The organism is Eubacterium uniforme, from assembly GCF_900167115.1.
Classification (GTDB): Bacteria; Bacillota; Clostridia; order Lachnospirales; family Lachnospiraceae; genus Eubacterium_S; species Eubacterium_S uniforme.
Genome location: NZ_FUXZ01000008.1, coordinates 121,730 through 139,293 on the forward strand (window position 1 = coordinate 121,730; position 17,564 = coordinate 139,293).

Sequence of the window (17,564 nt, forward strand, 5' to 3'; positions counted from 1 at the left end):
CTTTTAACCCAAGTTATAAACATTAATTTTTTGACACAAAATCATTTGTGGATAATTTGTGGATACAATTTTTTGACACCATTCTGATTTCTTAAGAAATTCTTTCTTTCCTTGACTTTGAACACTATTGAGTTATACTATATGATGTAGTATTCATTACTACATGTTGTGACACACTTGCAAAAATAGAATTTGCTGATATAATAAAACTTATCACGAATACAATGAGAAGAGGTAGGATTATGGCTAAGAAAAAAAGAACAAAATTAGCAGACAGAGTTCTTCCGAATTACACAAGAGGGGAAGAAATCTTTAATATGGTTTCGCATATCGTCGGTGGCGGATTTGCGATTATTTATATGATACTTTGCATTATTATTGCAGCTGTATATGGTGATGTCTGGGGTGTTGTAAGTAGTTGCGTTTATGGAATTACAATGGTAGTACTTTACTGTATGTCATCTATTTATCATGGACTTCCAAAAGGAACTCCAAAGAAGGTTATGCAGATTCTAGATCATTGCACAATCTACTTTATGATAGCAGGAACTTATACACCAGTCATTCTTGTTTCAATAAGAAGACACTATCCTGTAATTGCTTGGACCATGTTTGGAATTATATGGGGACTTGCAGCAATCGCCACAGTATTTACTGCAATAGACTTAAAGAAATATAGTTTGTTTTCAAACATCTGCTATCTCGGCATGGGATGGTGTGCTATTCTTTTTGTAAAACAAACTTGGAATTCAATTGGCCAAACCGCATTCATTCTTATTCTTGCAGGCGGAATTGCCTATACAATTGGTGCTGTATTATACGGCCTTGGTAAGAAACACAAATACATGCATTCAGTATTTCATGTATTAATTGTTATTGGAACATCATTTCAGTTTTGGGCAATTATTAGATATGTATTGCCTGTGAAATAAAAATAATTCACATTAAAAGGGTGGGGAGTTTTCTCCCCACCCTTTTATCTAATTATCACATATTGTGATTCAATATTTAATTGTATTTTAGCTAGCTCTATTATTTCCTTTAATATCCTTAATAGTTCCGCCGTTGATTGGCTTAATATCCATTAATTCATTATTAGTTCCTGATCCATTACTAAATGTACCATTCTCGAAATCTTTAGTAGCTGTGCCTTCGAATGTAAGGACATTCGTTCCCTTTCCACCTGTACAAGTTACATTGTTAATTGGCATGTATTTTGAGAATTTGCTTGTATCCACTGTAACATTACTATAATTACTAACTAATTCATCAAATACTACTGAGAACTTAACCTTATCACCCTTCTTATAATTTGTAGTTGCTGCTGGTGCAATACCAATCTGATCTGGGCCTATTGAATCAGTAAACGATAATGTAAACTCATGTTTCTTTGTCCAGAAACACATATCTCCTAAACACTCATGATCTGTTTTACCATAGTAATAAACCTTACCATTATCTAACTTATCCCAAGGAACATATTTTGGACCACCTACATCAGCCCATTGATCACCAGCATCTTCATCTAACCATTCACCACCCCATCTTTCAATATTAAAATCATTACCAATCTTATAACCTAAATAATATTCACACTCTGTAGTATCCCAATCCTCATCAGAATCAGCATAAACTCTAATCTTTAACTGAGCATTTGTACTAGCCTGTCTTAGATAAACTCCTCTTTCTGAGTTCGTTATATCACTAATATCAATAGGATTTGATGCCGTACTTTGAGCTTCATTAAATTTCTTATTTCCATTAGGATCATCCTTTATACTTACCATATTTTTGTAAATTATAGAATCGGTTAATAATTTATTCGTTGGCATAGTCATTGTTCTTTTTGCTTCTTTAGTTCCATAAAGACCCGTTACAGCACCTCTAGCACTTTCAATTCTATATATTTCTGCAGTATAATATCTAGTATTTGTTCCATTTAGATTATATAAGTGTGCATATATACCATTCCTGTCTGCTGGAGTTTCATGTCCATAGTAACGGATAGATGCTTTTTCACGCTTAACAGTAAATTCAACTTCTGCATTACCTGTTGCTGAATCAATTGTACCCATATGTTTCTCATTATTCTCTAATGAATAACACTCATTCATTCCATCAAAGAATGCATATGTATTTTCTCCACCAACGTGGTAGAAGTTATTCGCTGATGTTTTGTCTTTTTCTTCTCCAGCTGCGCCAACTACTTCAACTGTTCCACCAATTGCAGTTCCATTAACTGTTCTATAGTATACTCGCTGTGGATCATCTGTAACCTTAACACCAGTAGGGATAGTTCTAGTAATCTTAAATACTGAAGTTCCATCACCTGTAGGTGTCTGAGCCGATGATGATTTAAGTGCAATACTATATGTACCTGCATATCTCCACTGTGCAGTTAATGTTTTGTTTCCAACTTCACCTTTAAGTTTAAGTGTTCCGCTTTCAATCAATTCACCACTTGCATCGCTCCAACCTAAGAATTGATAACCTTCCTTGATTTCTCTTGGAACATTCAATGTCCAGTCTTCGCTTTCTACAGAATAGGCAACTGGATTACTTGTACCATTCTCATCTACGTCTGCTCCTACTAGAACCGATTTATAAGTAATTGAATAAGTAATCAAGCTCCATACTGCATATAGATTTACTATCTCTTCGCCATTATATAATTCATTATGACCACTTGTAAATGTATAACCATCTTCGAAAGCAACGTCGCCGCCCTGTGTCTTTGACCAACCTTCAAATGTATATCCATTTCTATAAAGTCCTAAAGAACTAATAGTCTTTAATGATTTCGTTTCATCAAAAGTAAATATATTGTCTTTATCTGTATTAAACTCTAAACCTTTTGAATCTTTTCCACCATTATAATATAAGTTAATCTTATATTTTCTTGGAATCCATCTAGCATATAATCTAACATTATTAGCTACTGGTTTCATACGTTCAACACGGTCATCTTCATTATATTCATTAGTCTTATACCATCCTCCGAAATCATAGCCATATCTATTAGTTGTTGGTGGTTGAACTTCAAAATTATTATCCTCAACAGTCCATCTGATTTCATCAACCTTTGCGCCATAGAGATTTTCAAATATAATTCTATATTCTATCTTTTCCCATTGAGCCACATAAGTTAATTCTTTCTCTGGCATTGTCTCTGGAAGACTATCAATGATTTCACCACTATTAACATCTTTCCAACCTGTAAATCTATAGCCTTCATTCTTTGGAAGAGCTATCTGTGTCAAATCTTCTCCGTATTCAAAATACTTAACGAGATATAATCCGCTATAGCTATATAACTGTAATGCATATTTAATTGATTCCCAATTAGCTGTAAGAACTATGTCAGGATCAGCATCTGCTGCGATTACATATTCCATGTATAACTTATCACTCTTGCCATCTGACCATCCTAAGAATTTATAACCTAATCTTTGTGGAGCCTTAATTATAGTCTCCTTACCAAGTTCAACCATTGTAGGATTATCATTAACATCAGTATCATTAATACCTATATATGTAATTCCTGCCTGAACATATTTCCAACTAGCATATAATAAATGATTGCTTGCGTTAGAAACTACAGTATCATTAGTTACCTTGTTTCCACCCTCTGCCTCATCATACCATCCTAAGAATTCTGCATTAACCTTAGTTGGAGTTGGTAATTCACCATATTTATCTCCAACATTTACGATTCTCTCCAATTCGCCCTCAACTATGCCATCCATAGTATCAAATGCAATCTTGGTTTGTTTTGCAGTCCATATAGCACTATAAGTTACATCTTTCGCTCCCATTGTACCTTCTGGTGTATTATCCCAAACATATGAATAGTTATCTCTTTCCATAACTGGAACAACTATAGCTTGTCCATAGAATACAGTGCCGCTAGTATAATCATTAGTTGCACTACCACCATTTAAGTTCCAAGTAAGCTTATATTTATCACGTGGATATCTAACATCCACACTAACTACTCTTCCCTCAGCAAATGCTACTGTTTCAACATTTGCAGGTTTACCAAAGTGTTCATAGTTCTTTACAACTGGAGTATATTCATCACCATCATTACCTGTAACAACTTCTCTATCTGCAAGTATAGTATATTCTCCATTTGTATCCTGTTTGTAATGATTTACAATTATACTTCCTTCTGCATTTGCCCAAGCAGCTTTAAGAGTTAAATTACTATTAGGCATTACAGAATCTGTATATTTCTCACCATCATTTAACCATCCAGCAAATACAAATCCATCTTTTTGTGGAGTTGTAACATCAATGTTTTCACCATAGTATAGATTGATTTCTACTGTGTCCTTACCAGAAATGCTTCCTCCATCTAAATTCAATGTGAGTTTGTACTGCTTTCTTGTATATACATAATCTACTGAGCTAGATCCATCACCATTAATTGTTACTGTCTTTGCAGATGGTGAATCAAATCCTTCAATATTTTTAACACTTGGAGTTACTTCAGCACCCGTTTCTCCTGTAAAGCTTTCTGTAGCATAAAGTGTTCTTCCTTCACCGCCAATATCCTGTGTATAGTGGTTAACCACATAATGCACTCCTTCAATTGGACTCCATTTTGCAACAAGGTTTAAGTCACCTTTTCTTCCACCTGAAAGACTTACAACCTTTTCATCACCTGAGAACCATCCCTCAAATGTATAACCAAGCTTCACTGGATATGCCAATGCCTTAGCAGGTTTATCTGAATAGTATGTATCAGGATTTGCTCCTTCTTCAATGGTTCCACCATCAAGATTATAAGTTACTGAATATGCTTTTGATTTCCACTGTGCAACAAGAGTTATCTCAGCATTTGCTAAAGATGTTAAGTTAATAACTTCTTCCTTAGCCTGATATGTTTTACCACTTGCATAGTCTTTCCAACCAGCAAATTCTACATCACCACTTGCTGCCGTAGGTGCATCATATAAATTAGCTTTCTCATCGAAAGTTAATACCTGCGATGCATTACCTGTTAACATTCCACCATTAGCATCGTATGTAACTTTGTAGCTATTAGCCATAAGTCCGTCCGTTGTGTATGTAACATCATTCTTAACTGTTACAACAACGAATCCATTCTCTTCATTTACAAATACATCATTACCTGATGCATCCACTGAAATACCATCAAGGTAATCTCCGTTTACATCCTTAAATCCAGGGAATGTATATCCTTCCTTAACTGGAATAGGAAGTGCAATCTTTCCACCGTAACATACGTCATAATCACCATAAACTGGACTTTCATCAGTTCCATTAGTTGTAAGTTTTACTGTACGCATCTTACGTGAATAATATACTTTAACTACTCTTGATCCATCTGCTTTAATTTCTGCTGGATTACTTTCAGATACTGGTGCGCCATCTGTCTTCATTCCATCATAGAATATAACATCTTCATCACCATCTTTTTGTGTAAATAACTGATCAGCTGTTCCAACCTTTTCACTTTCTGTACCATATTCATCAACCATGTTAAACTTCATAGTCTGATTTCTTACAGCATCTTCAGTGATAGCATCTCCTGCTTTTCCTTGTCCATAAGTAATAGACTGAACTGTATATGCACCGCTCAACTGCTGTACATAATATTCAACACGATAAAGGATGTTTGTTCGAGGCTGCCACTGTGCAATATATGTTGTATCCTTTCCGTCAGCTTTCTTAATTGCACCTGCAATACCATTCTTATCCTTATCTTCGCTATTTTCATTGTTACTTATGATTTCATCAAGGTTAACTACTTTTCCAGTCTTTTCATCCTTCCATCCTGTAAATTCATATCCATATGCTGAATATTCAGGTGCAAATATTGGATCACCATATTTTGTTGTTAATGTAACATCACCTAATAATCCTTTATCACCTGTCTTAAAAGTAGTTTTACTCCTGCTAATATCATAATAGTATCTAAGTACTGCCGCTCCACTTGGAAGTATTGTTACTTCCTTGCTTTGTGGAGTATCATATTTAGCATATTTCTCTTCTTCACCTTCAATGGACTTCTTGTATGCTCCTGGTGCTAGTACTTCTGGAGTAACTGTTGTATCAGTTGTTCCTCTGTAAACCTTCTTACCATCAAGAATATATTCGCCATCCATATCCGGATTTTCAATATAATAATATACTGTGTATGGTGTGTCTGTAGCTGGTTTCCAATGAGCATAAATTTCTACATTCTTATCCGGCATTGTTTCTGGGAATTCATAAGATGTTCCATCTGATAAGTACCAACCATCAAATACATAACCTTTCTTTGTTGGATCTTTAGGTTTTCTTATTTCTGTTCCAATCTTACCTACTATTGCTTCAACATACGAACCACCATTAGTGTTTGGAGTAATAGCATATCCATCTAAATAATTATCCCATGTTATATGAATAGTTCTTGTCATCTTAGCATATGATAACGGAATTGCTCCATTCTTATAATAGAATGTTGCATCAGTTTCTGCTTCCATGCCTTCGAAACCGTCTTTTAACTGAATAATGTGTTCTTCTGGAACATATTCAAACCACTTATTTGTAAGTTCAACACCATAACTATCATCATCATATGTTACCGCTGAGAAATCACCTTCATCAAGTGTTAATGTATTAATTTCATACCAAGCATCAGGTACTTTAAACTTAGTAACATACTGTCTTAAACTTATATCAGGCATATCTTCCTGAAGTGTATTAAAGTCAAGTGGTACTTCATTCTCTCCCCAAGACTTTAATGGGAACTTCTTTTCAAACAAGGTTGTATCCCATGAATATAGTTTGCCTTTAACTAACTTAGTATTCTTTCCAACTGATGCTCCAGCACCTAGTTCTAAGTAAATGCCAACTTCTACAAATAGTGCACCTGCTGCATTTTCCTTCTTCTTTCCATCTTTTATATTAATGTGATAGTAGAAGAATCCGCACATATCAAGATATGCGCCTAATGCAACTGTAAGAGATGCCTGTCCAAGATAGCCCTCCACTAATTGCAACGACAGTTCTACCTCAAAACCTACTTTCAGTTCAAGGGTTCCCATTACATAGAACTTAAAATCAAGTTCTGCCGGAATTATTTCTACTGTATTAGTATCACATTTTCCTTTCAGTACATGAATTGCATATACCGTCTTCTTACACTGAATATTTGAAAATTCAATACCTAATGATACAACAACATCTACTGTTACAACGAACTTAACTTCTAAGCCAAATTCAACAATACCTGGGAATAATTCATATTTTGCTTCAAATAATGTTTTTTCCACAAGAGTTATTGCATCATGCTCTTGTTCAAGCATTTGCTTATACCTAAGAGCAATCCAACTTGTTACTTCTTCTGCTTCATCAGCATCTTCAACTTCATCAGAATCCATCAAAGATTTCAATTCTTCAGAAATATCACTATACATTTCCTTAACATCATCAGCAACAACACCCATACCATCATCCTGGCCTGCTGTATAAACTAATGCGTTAACATCAATTCCTGTATATGTTCCAGTTGTAAAACTTGGTGAGAATACAACATCTTCTGGAAATGGAACTAAGTAACTTGTATTCCATTCGATGCTTGCATCAAATCCCATGTCTAACTGGATTTCCTGTACGAAGTCTGCCTCAACTTCAATCGTTAACTTATTCTCTTCTTCAGCTTCTTCATCCTTGTCATCTTTATCTTTGTCATCTTTATCTTTGTCATCTTTGTCCTTATCATCTTTATCTTTGTCATCCTTATCGTCTTTGTCCTTACCATCTTCTTTACCGTCTTCTTTACCATCTTCCTTGCCTTCTTCTTTTCCGTCTTCATCATCTCCGCCTCCAAAAGATGGAACAGTAACTTCTATTTGGAATTTAACATAAAGATGAACACCTATACCACCTGGTAATTGATCTGCACTTCCAACTGATACATCAATATCCTCTAGTGATACTTCTACAGCGCCGTCATCATCATCATCGTCACCACCAAGACCAAACTGCTTGTAGGTTTCTAACATTTCTTTATACTTATCGCTGTAGTCCTTATATTTATCATAAAAGTCCTCTGACTTTTCTATAACGTCGCCGAGATCATCATTTCCGTCTTCATCATCTTCTTCGCCGTCGTCATCATCACCGCCAATATCACCTTTTACAACAATATCTTTATCTTTAAGTTTTTCGATTCCTTTTATATCCTTAAATCTCTTTGTTGCCAAAGCAGTTTTAGCTAAATACTTACCAGCCTCTTCAACAAATCCACTCTTCTTTGCATCCTCTAAAGACTGATCTTCTATCTTCTTAATCTGCTCCGGTGATAATTCATCCATAATATTAATAGGATTTGAATAACTTGTTTCACCTGAATCAGCTATATCACTTAATGAAGCTGCTTTAGTTTCAAATACAATATATTCGCAATCATCACCAACTGCATCTTTTGTAATACCAGTTCTAAGAATCTTTGTTACTTCTTCATAACCGCCAACACGCTGCATGTCATCAGTTCCATAGGTTCCCTTATAGAATGTGATAAAATCACCTTCATCTAAAGTAGTCTTTGAATCAAGTTTAATGTCAGCAAATTTATCATCAGACCACTCAAGTTCTGATAAAGGAATTTCACGAGTATTATCTAAATCATCAATTTCTAAATCCGAACCTGCAGGTATTGGAAGAATTTCAGGCATTCTGATAATATCTGAAATCTCAGCATTACCAAAATAATACTTATCATCTTCTACTTTTGTAATAAATACATAAGCAATATGATTTTCACCTTCATCAAATTTTTCTGGATTACTCATTGCTTCTACTGGATCCATTCCACTATAAATTGCAACTGTAGTTCCAGCCTCAATCTTTTCTTCCTTACCATCCTTGAATACAAAGTATCCATTAAGGCCATTTTCATTCTCTGTTACATTACCTTCAGAATCAACTGAATAGAGCATGCTATCAATATTATCAAGCTTATTACCCTCAGCATCAGCTAGTGTATCAAGATTTGTAGTAGGAATCATTATTACATCACTACCTATAGTCATACTCTTCTTTTCCTTAGCAGCAACGTTAACATCAAACTCTCTAACAGAATTTGGTTTACCTTCAAATGACAATGTTGCGTTACCATTTTCATCTGCATCTGGAAGTTTAATTATATAACTAGCACCATCTTCAAATCCGTCTGTCACTTCACCTAATACAAATTGTTTACCTGAAAGTATATATGTACCATTCTCACCACTGATTGAAATATTATTATCTTTAATTTCGTAATCTTCAGAACCAGAATGAGTTACATTAGTTACTTCTATCTGACTTAATACTTGTTCCTTTGTTAAACTCTTATCTGTAGATTTAACAGTAAGTGTATAAAAAGGTGAAGCATCCTTAACTGCAGTTGTCTTTATGACATCTTCAGGAGTTTTTCCTAAAACCAACTCTGATTTAGCATAAAGTATTAATGTAGTATCAATTACATCATCATCAAGAGCTTTCATCATAAATTCAGAATCATAGAACCATCCTAAGAATGTTCTTGTTTCTTTATATGATGGTTTTGGAAGTGATTCAATGGTTGTACCTTCTTTAACCACAACAGGTTCAAGAGTACATCCACCTTCATTATCCACAAAACTTACATGGAATTCTTTTTCCTTATCACCTTCGCCGCCCTGACCTTGATCATCTTTATTTTCTGGGTCTCCTTCACCTACTTCTGCACCATTATCGTCAGTAGTAGGTGTTTCTATTTCTGTACTTTTTTCATCTACAGGTTTATTTGACTTACCATTAACAACAGTGACTTTACAACTATATGTTGCTCCACTTTCAACCTTTGCACTAATAGTTGCTACGCCTTCTGCCTTTGCAGTAACTAAACCCTTTTCATCAACAGATGCAATATTTTTATCCGATGTAGACCAAGTGATATGCTGTGAAGTACCAGCAAGAGTTAATGTTGCCTTTTGATCAACGTCCATATATAACTCTTTTGCACCCATAACTGGTTCTTCAACTTTTATCTCACAAGTATATGTCTTTCCACTTTCATCAATCGCACTTATAGTAACAACACCTGCTGCCTTTGCAGTAACTACACCTTTTTCATCAACAGATGCAATCTCACCATTCTCAGATGACCATGTTATTTTTTGTTTTGTATTTTTGATTTTTAGCGAAGACTTATCACCCTTAGCTAAAACAACCTTCTGTATATTAATTGAAGGATTTTCAACTGTAACCTTACATGTATAAGTCTTCTTATTCTTACCAACAACTTTTATTTTAGCAATGCCTTTTTTCTTGGCCATAATACTAACTTTGTATTTACCCTTTTTCTTGGCATTTGCTATTTTTTTATTCTTTGAATAAACTTTCTTAATCTTAGCTCCACAAAGCTTAATCTGAGCTGTTCTGCCCTTAGAAATATTAATTCTTTTCTTACTAAGACCAATTCGTACTTTTACTGTACAACTATACTCTTTACCATTAGTTCCTGTAACAATTATTGTTGTCTTTCCTGCCTTTTTGGCTATAATTGTTCCATCTTTTCTTACTTTAGCAACTTTCTTATTTTTACTTACAACACTCTTTATCATGTCACCATTTAGTGAAACTTGCTTTTTATCCCCAACAAGCATGCTTGCCTTACTAAAGCTTAATCCGATAGGTTCAGCTGCATAAACACGACTCATAGGTTCAAGTGATGAAGCCAACATGCAGGTTACTATAAAATAGCACAAGAACTTTTTAAACTGTTTTATACCCTTTTTCATACACTAGTCCTTTCTGCTAAATAAGCACACTACTTACCCTACAGTTACACTAATCTTTTTCTTCTTACCATTTCTTGCCATAACATAAATTATGCATTTTCCTTTTTTAATTGCATTAATTTTACCATTCTTAGAAACGGTAGCAATCTTATTGTCACTTGACCAGTATGTTAAATATGCTTTCTTTCCCTTTCTAATCAAAGTCTTAGTTTTGTTACTGTCTTTACCTTTCTTTACAACCTTTACTTTTGCCTTAATCTTCTTAGATGCACCAGTTGCTAAATTGATATTTGTAAATCCAACAACAACTCTCTTTGCATTAATGCCATCATCATTTAACTTAGAGCATTTAAGTTCGAAACTTCTACCAATAACAATTTCTTCACCATTTATTACCTTATAAGCTTCAACATATGCTCTATAAACCTTCTTCTTTCCTTTAAATTTGAAATTGTTTAATCCATCTTTCTTAACTACTTTTCTAAATTTACCTTTACTAGTTGCTCTATATACATAATAACCATCAGCGTCTATAGCCTTTCCCCACTTAAATACAAACTTATCACCTTTATATCTTAATGATAATTTCTTGTTCATACTTGGAGTTGCGTTACTATATACTTCCATTGCATTTTCATCTGTTACATTATATGTAAAGTTATAAACCTGACCTATAATCTTATCTGATAAGTAGTAATTAGCATTATTAAACTGCTCAACTCTTGCAACATATTCGCATCCAACCTTTAATTCCTTAGGATCTAATGCCTTCTTAAATTTTGTATCTTCTTTACCATAAATACAAATTACAAGTTTACCAATATCATCACCATTAACTATTCCACCTGCTTCTAAAAGCTTAGCTTCTGGAAGCATTTTAGTCTTATTAAAGCTCCATCCAATTGCTGTAAGTTCTGCAGGTCTAATTTTAGCCATTACTTCTGTCTGCTGTTCATCTTCTGCTAAGCAATAGTTGTCAGCATTTGTATTTTCATCACCTGCAACTAATCCTGCAATTGTTAATGCAACTTTCTTATTTAATACCTTACCATCCTTATCTAATAATACGTCCTCTGCTTTAGCCTCTTTGCCTGTTATAATGAATTTGCCTGTAACTTCTACTGCAAGTTTTTCACCTTTAATTCTTCCTGCAAATTCTGCCTTTGATGTATCAAGAGTTGCTACTGCATTACCATCATATGTTTTATCCTTAGCTGTAATTCCTGATACCTTAACAGCTCTCTGTAAAATCTTACCTCTTAATGAGTTAACACTTTCTTCATTATCAATAACATAATTATATAAAACATCAGGTGTATCCTGATTAAGAATAAATGCGAAATTGCCTGTTGTTACTTTCATGTCTGTTGCGATTTTTTCTGATGTCTTTCCATCTGTTGACATCTTTTCAACAAGCATTACATCCTTCTGTTCATAATTTGCTTTATATCTAATAAATGTATCGTTTGTATTTGCTAATATTTCATTAACTGCTTCTATATCAGAATCTTTTATTCCTTCAAAGTTTGCATTTTCAAAGTTAAGAATAGCAACGTTGGTTCCGTTATAAACCTTATCAACTACTCTTACTCCATGAGTAATGCTTACTGTAGCTGGAACAATTTCAAAATCAGCAGTTGCACTTACAGCATAGAATCTATCTGTTTCTTCCACTGTTACTCTTACACTATACTTTCCTGATTCAACAGGTTTTTCATCACTAACATACTTCTTACCACTTAGTGATGTACCAATGTATCTATAACTAATTTTTTCAGAAATTGATCCTGATTCTTCGGTAACTTCTGCATCATTATATAATAATTTTGCATCCGGAATAGTTTCACCGTATTCAACCTTAATAGCTTTTCCATCATTACCTGTATAGTTAGTAATCTTTAATGTAGCATCCTGTTTATTAACGTGATATACAAATCTATATGTAAGGCTTTCATCATCTGTGCCAACCGAATAATTTCCACTATCAGTTGCCGTTACCTTAGCAACATATTCCTTGTTATCTAATAAATCAGATTCTGCTAAAGGATTCTTAAAATCTGTATCATATACATTGTAGAATTTAACTACAGGTGCATATTCATTAGTATCTCCTTCAATTGTTCCACAATCAGAAGTAAATACTGCTTCTGGAATTTCAAAACGATTATCATCATTAAACTTCCATTCTATTCCTGAAAGCTGCTTTGGAAGGATTTTGCCCTTAAAAACAACATCACCATATGTGTAATTTGTTTTTTCAAATACACCATTAAGTTCAATTTCTTCCATAGCAAATGCTCCAGTCTTATCACAAACTTCATCATCATCACCGTATTCAACGAGACCATCTGCAAAGTTTGCTGTTTCTGGTAATTCTGATTCCTTATTAACTACAATTACATCACCTTCTTTAACGCCGATACACTCTGCGTTATTCCAGTCAAGTGATACTTCACCATTACCATCATATACCTTATCTTCTGCAACAACTCCACCTATTGATAAATCAGCTGGTGTAATAATTGCATTAGTTTCCTTCTGTTCGCCATCACTTACTATTGTGTAGTTAGCGATATCTGTATTTGCATTTGCTGAAGTAATCTTGTAGTTTGAAATAATTACTTTCTTCGCTACTGCGTTGCCTTCTTCATCAACTCTTACGTCTTCTGCTTCTTTTTCGTTTCCTGTTACAGCAAATTCCGCTGTTGCAGAAATTTTAATCTTCTCACCTGTTGCAACACCTTCAAGTACCATGTTTTCCATATCAAGTGTTGCTACCTTACTTCCATCATAAACCTTATCAACTGCCTTTATTCCTGAAACCTGAAGTTCCATAGGTAAAATCTTACCCTGTAATGAAGTCTGATTTCCTGAATCAGCAATAACAAAGTTCTGTAAAATATCAGGTGTATTCTCACCATAAATAATTGAATAATTGCCTGCTGTTACATTCTGAATATCAACTACCTTATTATATTCATTATCAAGTGTCCACTTAACATCCTTTCCTTCAAAAGTTGCATCATATGAAATGTATCCTTTTTCTGGATTATCAACGGTTGTAAGTACATCCATAATTGCATAGTATTCATCTTCAGTTACGCCTGTTATCTTTACATTTGTAAAATCTAATACAGCATTAGTTTCGCCATTATAGAATCTATCAACAACCTTTACTTTATCGCTTAAAACGATAGGTTTCTGCTTAATAACGAATGGCTTAACTACAACACTTTCTAAGTAGTGATCTGTCTCTTCAAGTGTTACTGTTAATGTATATTCACCTGCTTCTGTAGGCACTACATCTGAATCATATTCTCTACCATTTTTCATTAAGCCCTGATAACGATATGTAAGATGATTTTCCAATGTATCTGAAAGATTCTTCTTAATATCTTCATTTATAAAACTAAAGTCTGGTGTATCAAGTACTTCATCATAGAATACTGAATAAGGCACGCCATCAACTTCTTCATAATTATTTATTACTAAACTACTTGGAAGTTTATCAATATTCCAAGGAATAAGACTTTCGCCTGTATAATTTCCTTTACCTGTAATCTTTACATATCTTCCGTTCTTGTCATACTCTAATGCCCATACTGATTCTGAAGGAGTATAGTCTTTTTCCTTAACTAGTGTTTCTCCTCCATCCTCTGTACTCCAAATAATAGTTGGTTCTTCAACTCTTCCTGAATAAGGAATCTCTTCTGCCCAAATTTCCTTATCTTCATCATCCCATTTACCAACCTTTAATTCTGACAAATCACGTGGAATTACAGTAAATGTAGATGTTAAACTTCCCTCTGCATCTGAAAGAACATAATTTGGATTACTAATTTCAGTTACGGTAATTGTTACTTCACCATCACTTACATTAACAACTCCACTTCCCTGTTTATAAGCATTACCAAATACGTCCTTACCTTCAAAAATCCAATTGGTAACTTCACATGTATCTTCAACACCTTCTTCATTACTACATAAGTTTTCAACTGTAGCTTCTGGTGTGAAATCTTTAGCACTATATGTATAAACTGCTCCATCCTCTGCCCAAGCAAGATATACAGGAGCTGGTGCAACATTATATTCATGTGAAGGTGTTGCTGTTGAATATGCTAATGTTTTATCAATTGTATAATTCGGATTATCAACGCCAACTGCCTTTACAACATATTCGCCTGCTTCATATGGTGCTACAGATGATGCATTATATTCATATCCACCTTTTGTAACTCCGTTATATGTAACGCCTGTAACATTAACATCATCACCATCACATGCATTATTAACTGTTCCTATAAATGTATTCTTTGTACCATTGTATTCAAGTTCTGATGGATTCAATTCTGTTTCATCAACACTTGCACCTGAAACAGTCCAATCTATAGAAACTGTCTTTGGATAGATTGTATATACAAATGATTTTGATGCTGCTGTATATCTATTTGTTTCATTTACAGAAACAGTAACGATATATGTTCCAGCATCTGTAGGAGCCTGTAAGCTCTCTGCATATACCGTACTTCCTGTACCCTTATACATAACTTTAAGATTTGAACCATCTTCTAATAGATTTGTAACATCTCTATTATTATCAATATCATTAATTACAAAGTAGAAATTACTACTATTTTTACCTGCTGTTATGCCATAAGGATTCTTATCATAAGCCTTTTCTTCTGACTTAACAATTTCAATTTCACGTACTGCTCTATCAATAGACCATGAAAGTCTCTTAACACCAGTATAGTTACCTGTACCAGAAATTCTAATCTGATACTGTCCAACTTCTTTGATAACTACTGAATTTGGGTTAACAATATAATCTGTATTTGCTTTTAATGTTTTAAGCATTTCAGGATGGTTAGGTGTAATTGCTGAACTATCCTGTACAGACTTAGTTATATCATTATCTTCAACGTATCCTTCTTCTCTCCATTTAACCATTGATGGACTAATATTACATAAAACTGTATCATCCTCAATTGATCTTGGATAAATATATTCCTTACTACTTACCTGACTTTGTACCTTCTGCATATTCTGCAAAGTTACCTGCTCTGTAGGTGGAACAACTTCATAATTAGGATCACTAAGTGAAAGACCTGTACTTGTAAAAGTAGAACCTTTATCAACAAGACCAACATTTAACTGTGTTTTACCCTGATCGATAACTACTATTTTCTCTGCTATATCCCCAAGAGTTGTGTCATCTGTTCCAACATAGGATACATCTGCACTCTTCTTATAATTCTTTCCATCAGCAAATGGATTCACGTAAACACCTGATGTATCTGCTCCATTATACTCAACAGTAAAATATGCCTTAGCATAAGGAACTATTTCATTACCTAATTTAGCTACATCAGAAGCTACAATACCTGAAGTATCATTTAGGCTATCATTTACACAGGTAATTTCCATACCACTATAATCTATCTTAGCATCAGCCCAACCATCATAAGTTTTTCTTTCTGCCTTAAGACCATTTATTACAACTTTTCTCTGAGAAATGTTAAAGTATGTAAGAACCTTATTGTTATTCTTAATTGCATATCTAGCTGCGTCTTTTGGTTTATCTGTTGCAGCAGCAGTAAATGCTGCATACTGTGTTTCAACTGATTCTAATTCCTTATCTCTATAATCAGAGTTCTCATCATTTAAATATTCGCTATATTTTGATTCATAATACTTAAAATTCTCCGGCACAATATCTATAGGACTAATATTAATTGCATTTAATCTAGTTTCATCATTGTTAACTATAATTGGATGCTCATTTCCATCATATGTCCATGTATAAGTATTATCACTATTATTTCTAGAAAGATAACTATATTCACCGTTTTCATCACTTACTTTACCAACAGCGAATGACATCATAGTCAAATTGTGTAAATTAACACTTTCAATATTTTTCTGACTCTGTTCGATAAGCAATGAAGGATTTGTAGTAGTATTTTCAAACCAAACTAATCTTTCTTCGTTACTAACTCTAAATCCTTTTGCAACACCGACATTTTCACTATCAACATTATTATTAATATTTAACTGAACTACACTCTTTCTAACTACATTAAGTAAAGCCTTAACATTAGCCTCATTTGAATAAGGTTCAGTAGCATTACACATAATACAATTATCTCCACCATTAACCTGAAGAATTGTATTATCTGTAACAGTCAATGTTCTCTTTTCTTTAGCTTCAGGATTCTGCATCTTAATACCATAATACTTGTATCCTATCTCGCTACTCTTTTTGGTAGTAATCTTCAAAAAGCCGTTGCTACCTTTCTGTGTCTTAACTGTTAAATTACCCAAAGCCTCAATACCAACCTTATCAGTATTAATTTCCGCACTACCCATAAGGACTATAGTTGTATCAGCTTTTACTTTCAATGCACTTACACTATCTCCACCGATATAATTAATCTTAAATCCATCTGATAGTGTAAGAGTATTGGTACTATTATTCCAGTTATAGCCATCGTCTGACAAACTACCAACATCTCCTGTTATCTGCTTAGTTAAATCAAGGTATGCAGTTCTTGTGATTCCTGCCGCCTTTACTGTTACTCCTGTCAACTGTAGATTTGCAACTACCATCGTGATGCTTAATACTACAGCCATTATCTTTTTAGATAATGTACTTTTTTTGCCTATCCCTATCATCATATATTACCCTCCTTTTTGGTAATTAATCCTTCCTACGTGTTCGATTTTTTCTTTCTATACTTTATACCTCCAAAATATATTTTCCGATCATCATTACATAATTCT

3 protein-coding genes are annotated in these 17,564 nt (G+C 33.9%); 1 reads left to right on the top strand and 2 read right to left on the bottom strand.

All coding sequences use genetic code 11. The annotated features are described in order from the left end of the window. Positions 1 to 242 precede the first annotated feature (242 nt). Complete coding sequence (gene trhA / locus B5D16_RS07295; RefSeq protein ID WP_078766337.1) at positions 243 to 932, top strand: PAQR family membrane homeostasis protein TrhA; 690 nt, start codon at positions 243 to 245, stop codon at positions 930 to 932. A gap of 87 nt (positions 933 to 1,019) precedes the next feature. Here the strand turns inward: trhA and B5D16_RS07300 are convergent, their stop codons facing one another. Together B5D16_RS07300 and B5D16_RS07305 are read right to left on the bottom strand one after the other, a co-directional pair. Continuing rightward, on the bottom strand, positions 1,020 to 10,781 hold the full coding sequence (locus tag B5D16_RS07300) for an InlB B-repeat-containing protein (protein WP_078766338.1): 9,762 nt from the start codon (positions 10,779 to 10,781) through the stop codon (positions 1,020 to 1,022). Between the two features lie 33 nt (positions 10,782 to 10,814). Next, a complete protein-coding gene (locus B5D16_RS07305; protein ID WP_078766339.1) occupies positions 10,815 to 17,459 on the bottom strand; it encodes an MBG domain-containing protein in 6,645 nt (2,214 codons plus the stop codon). Positions 17,460 to 17,564 lie beyond the last annotated feature (105 nt).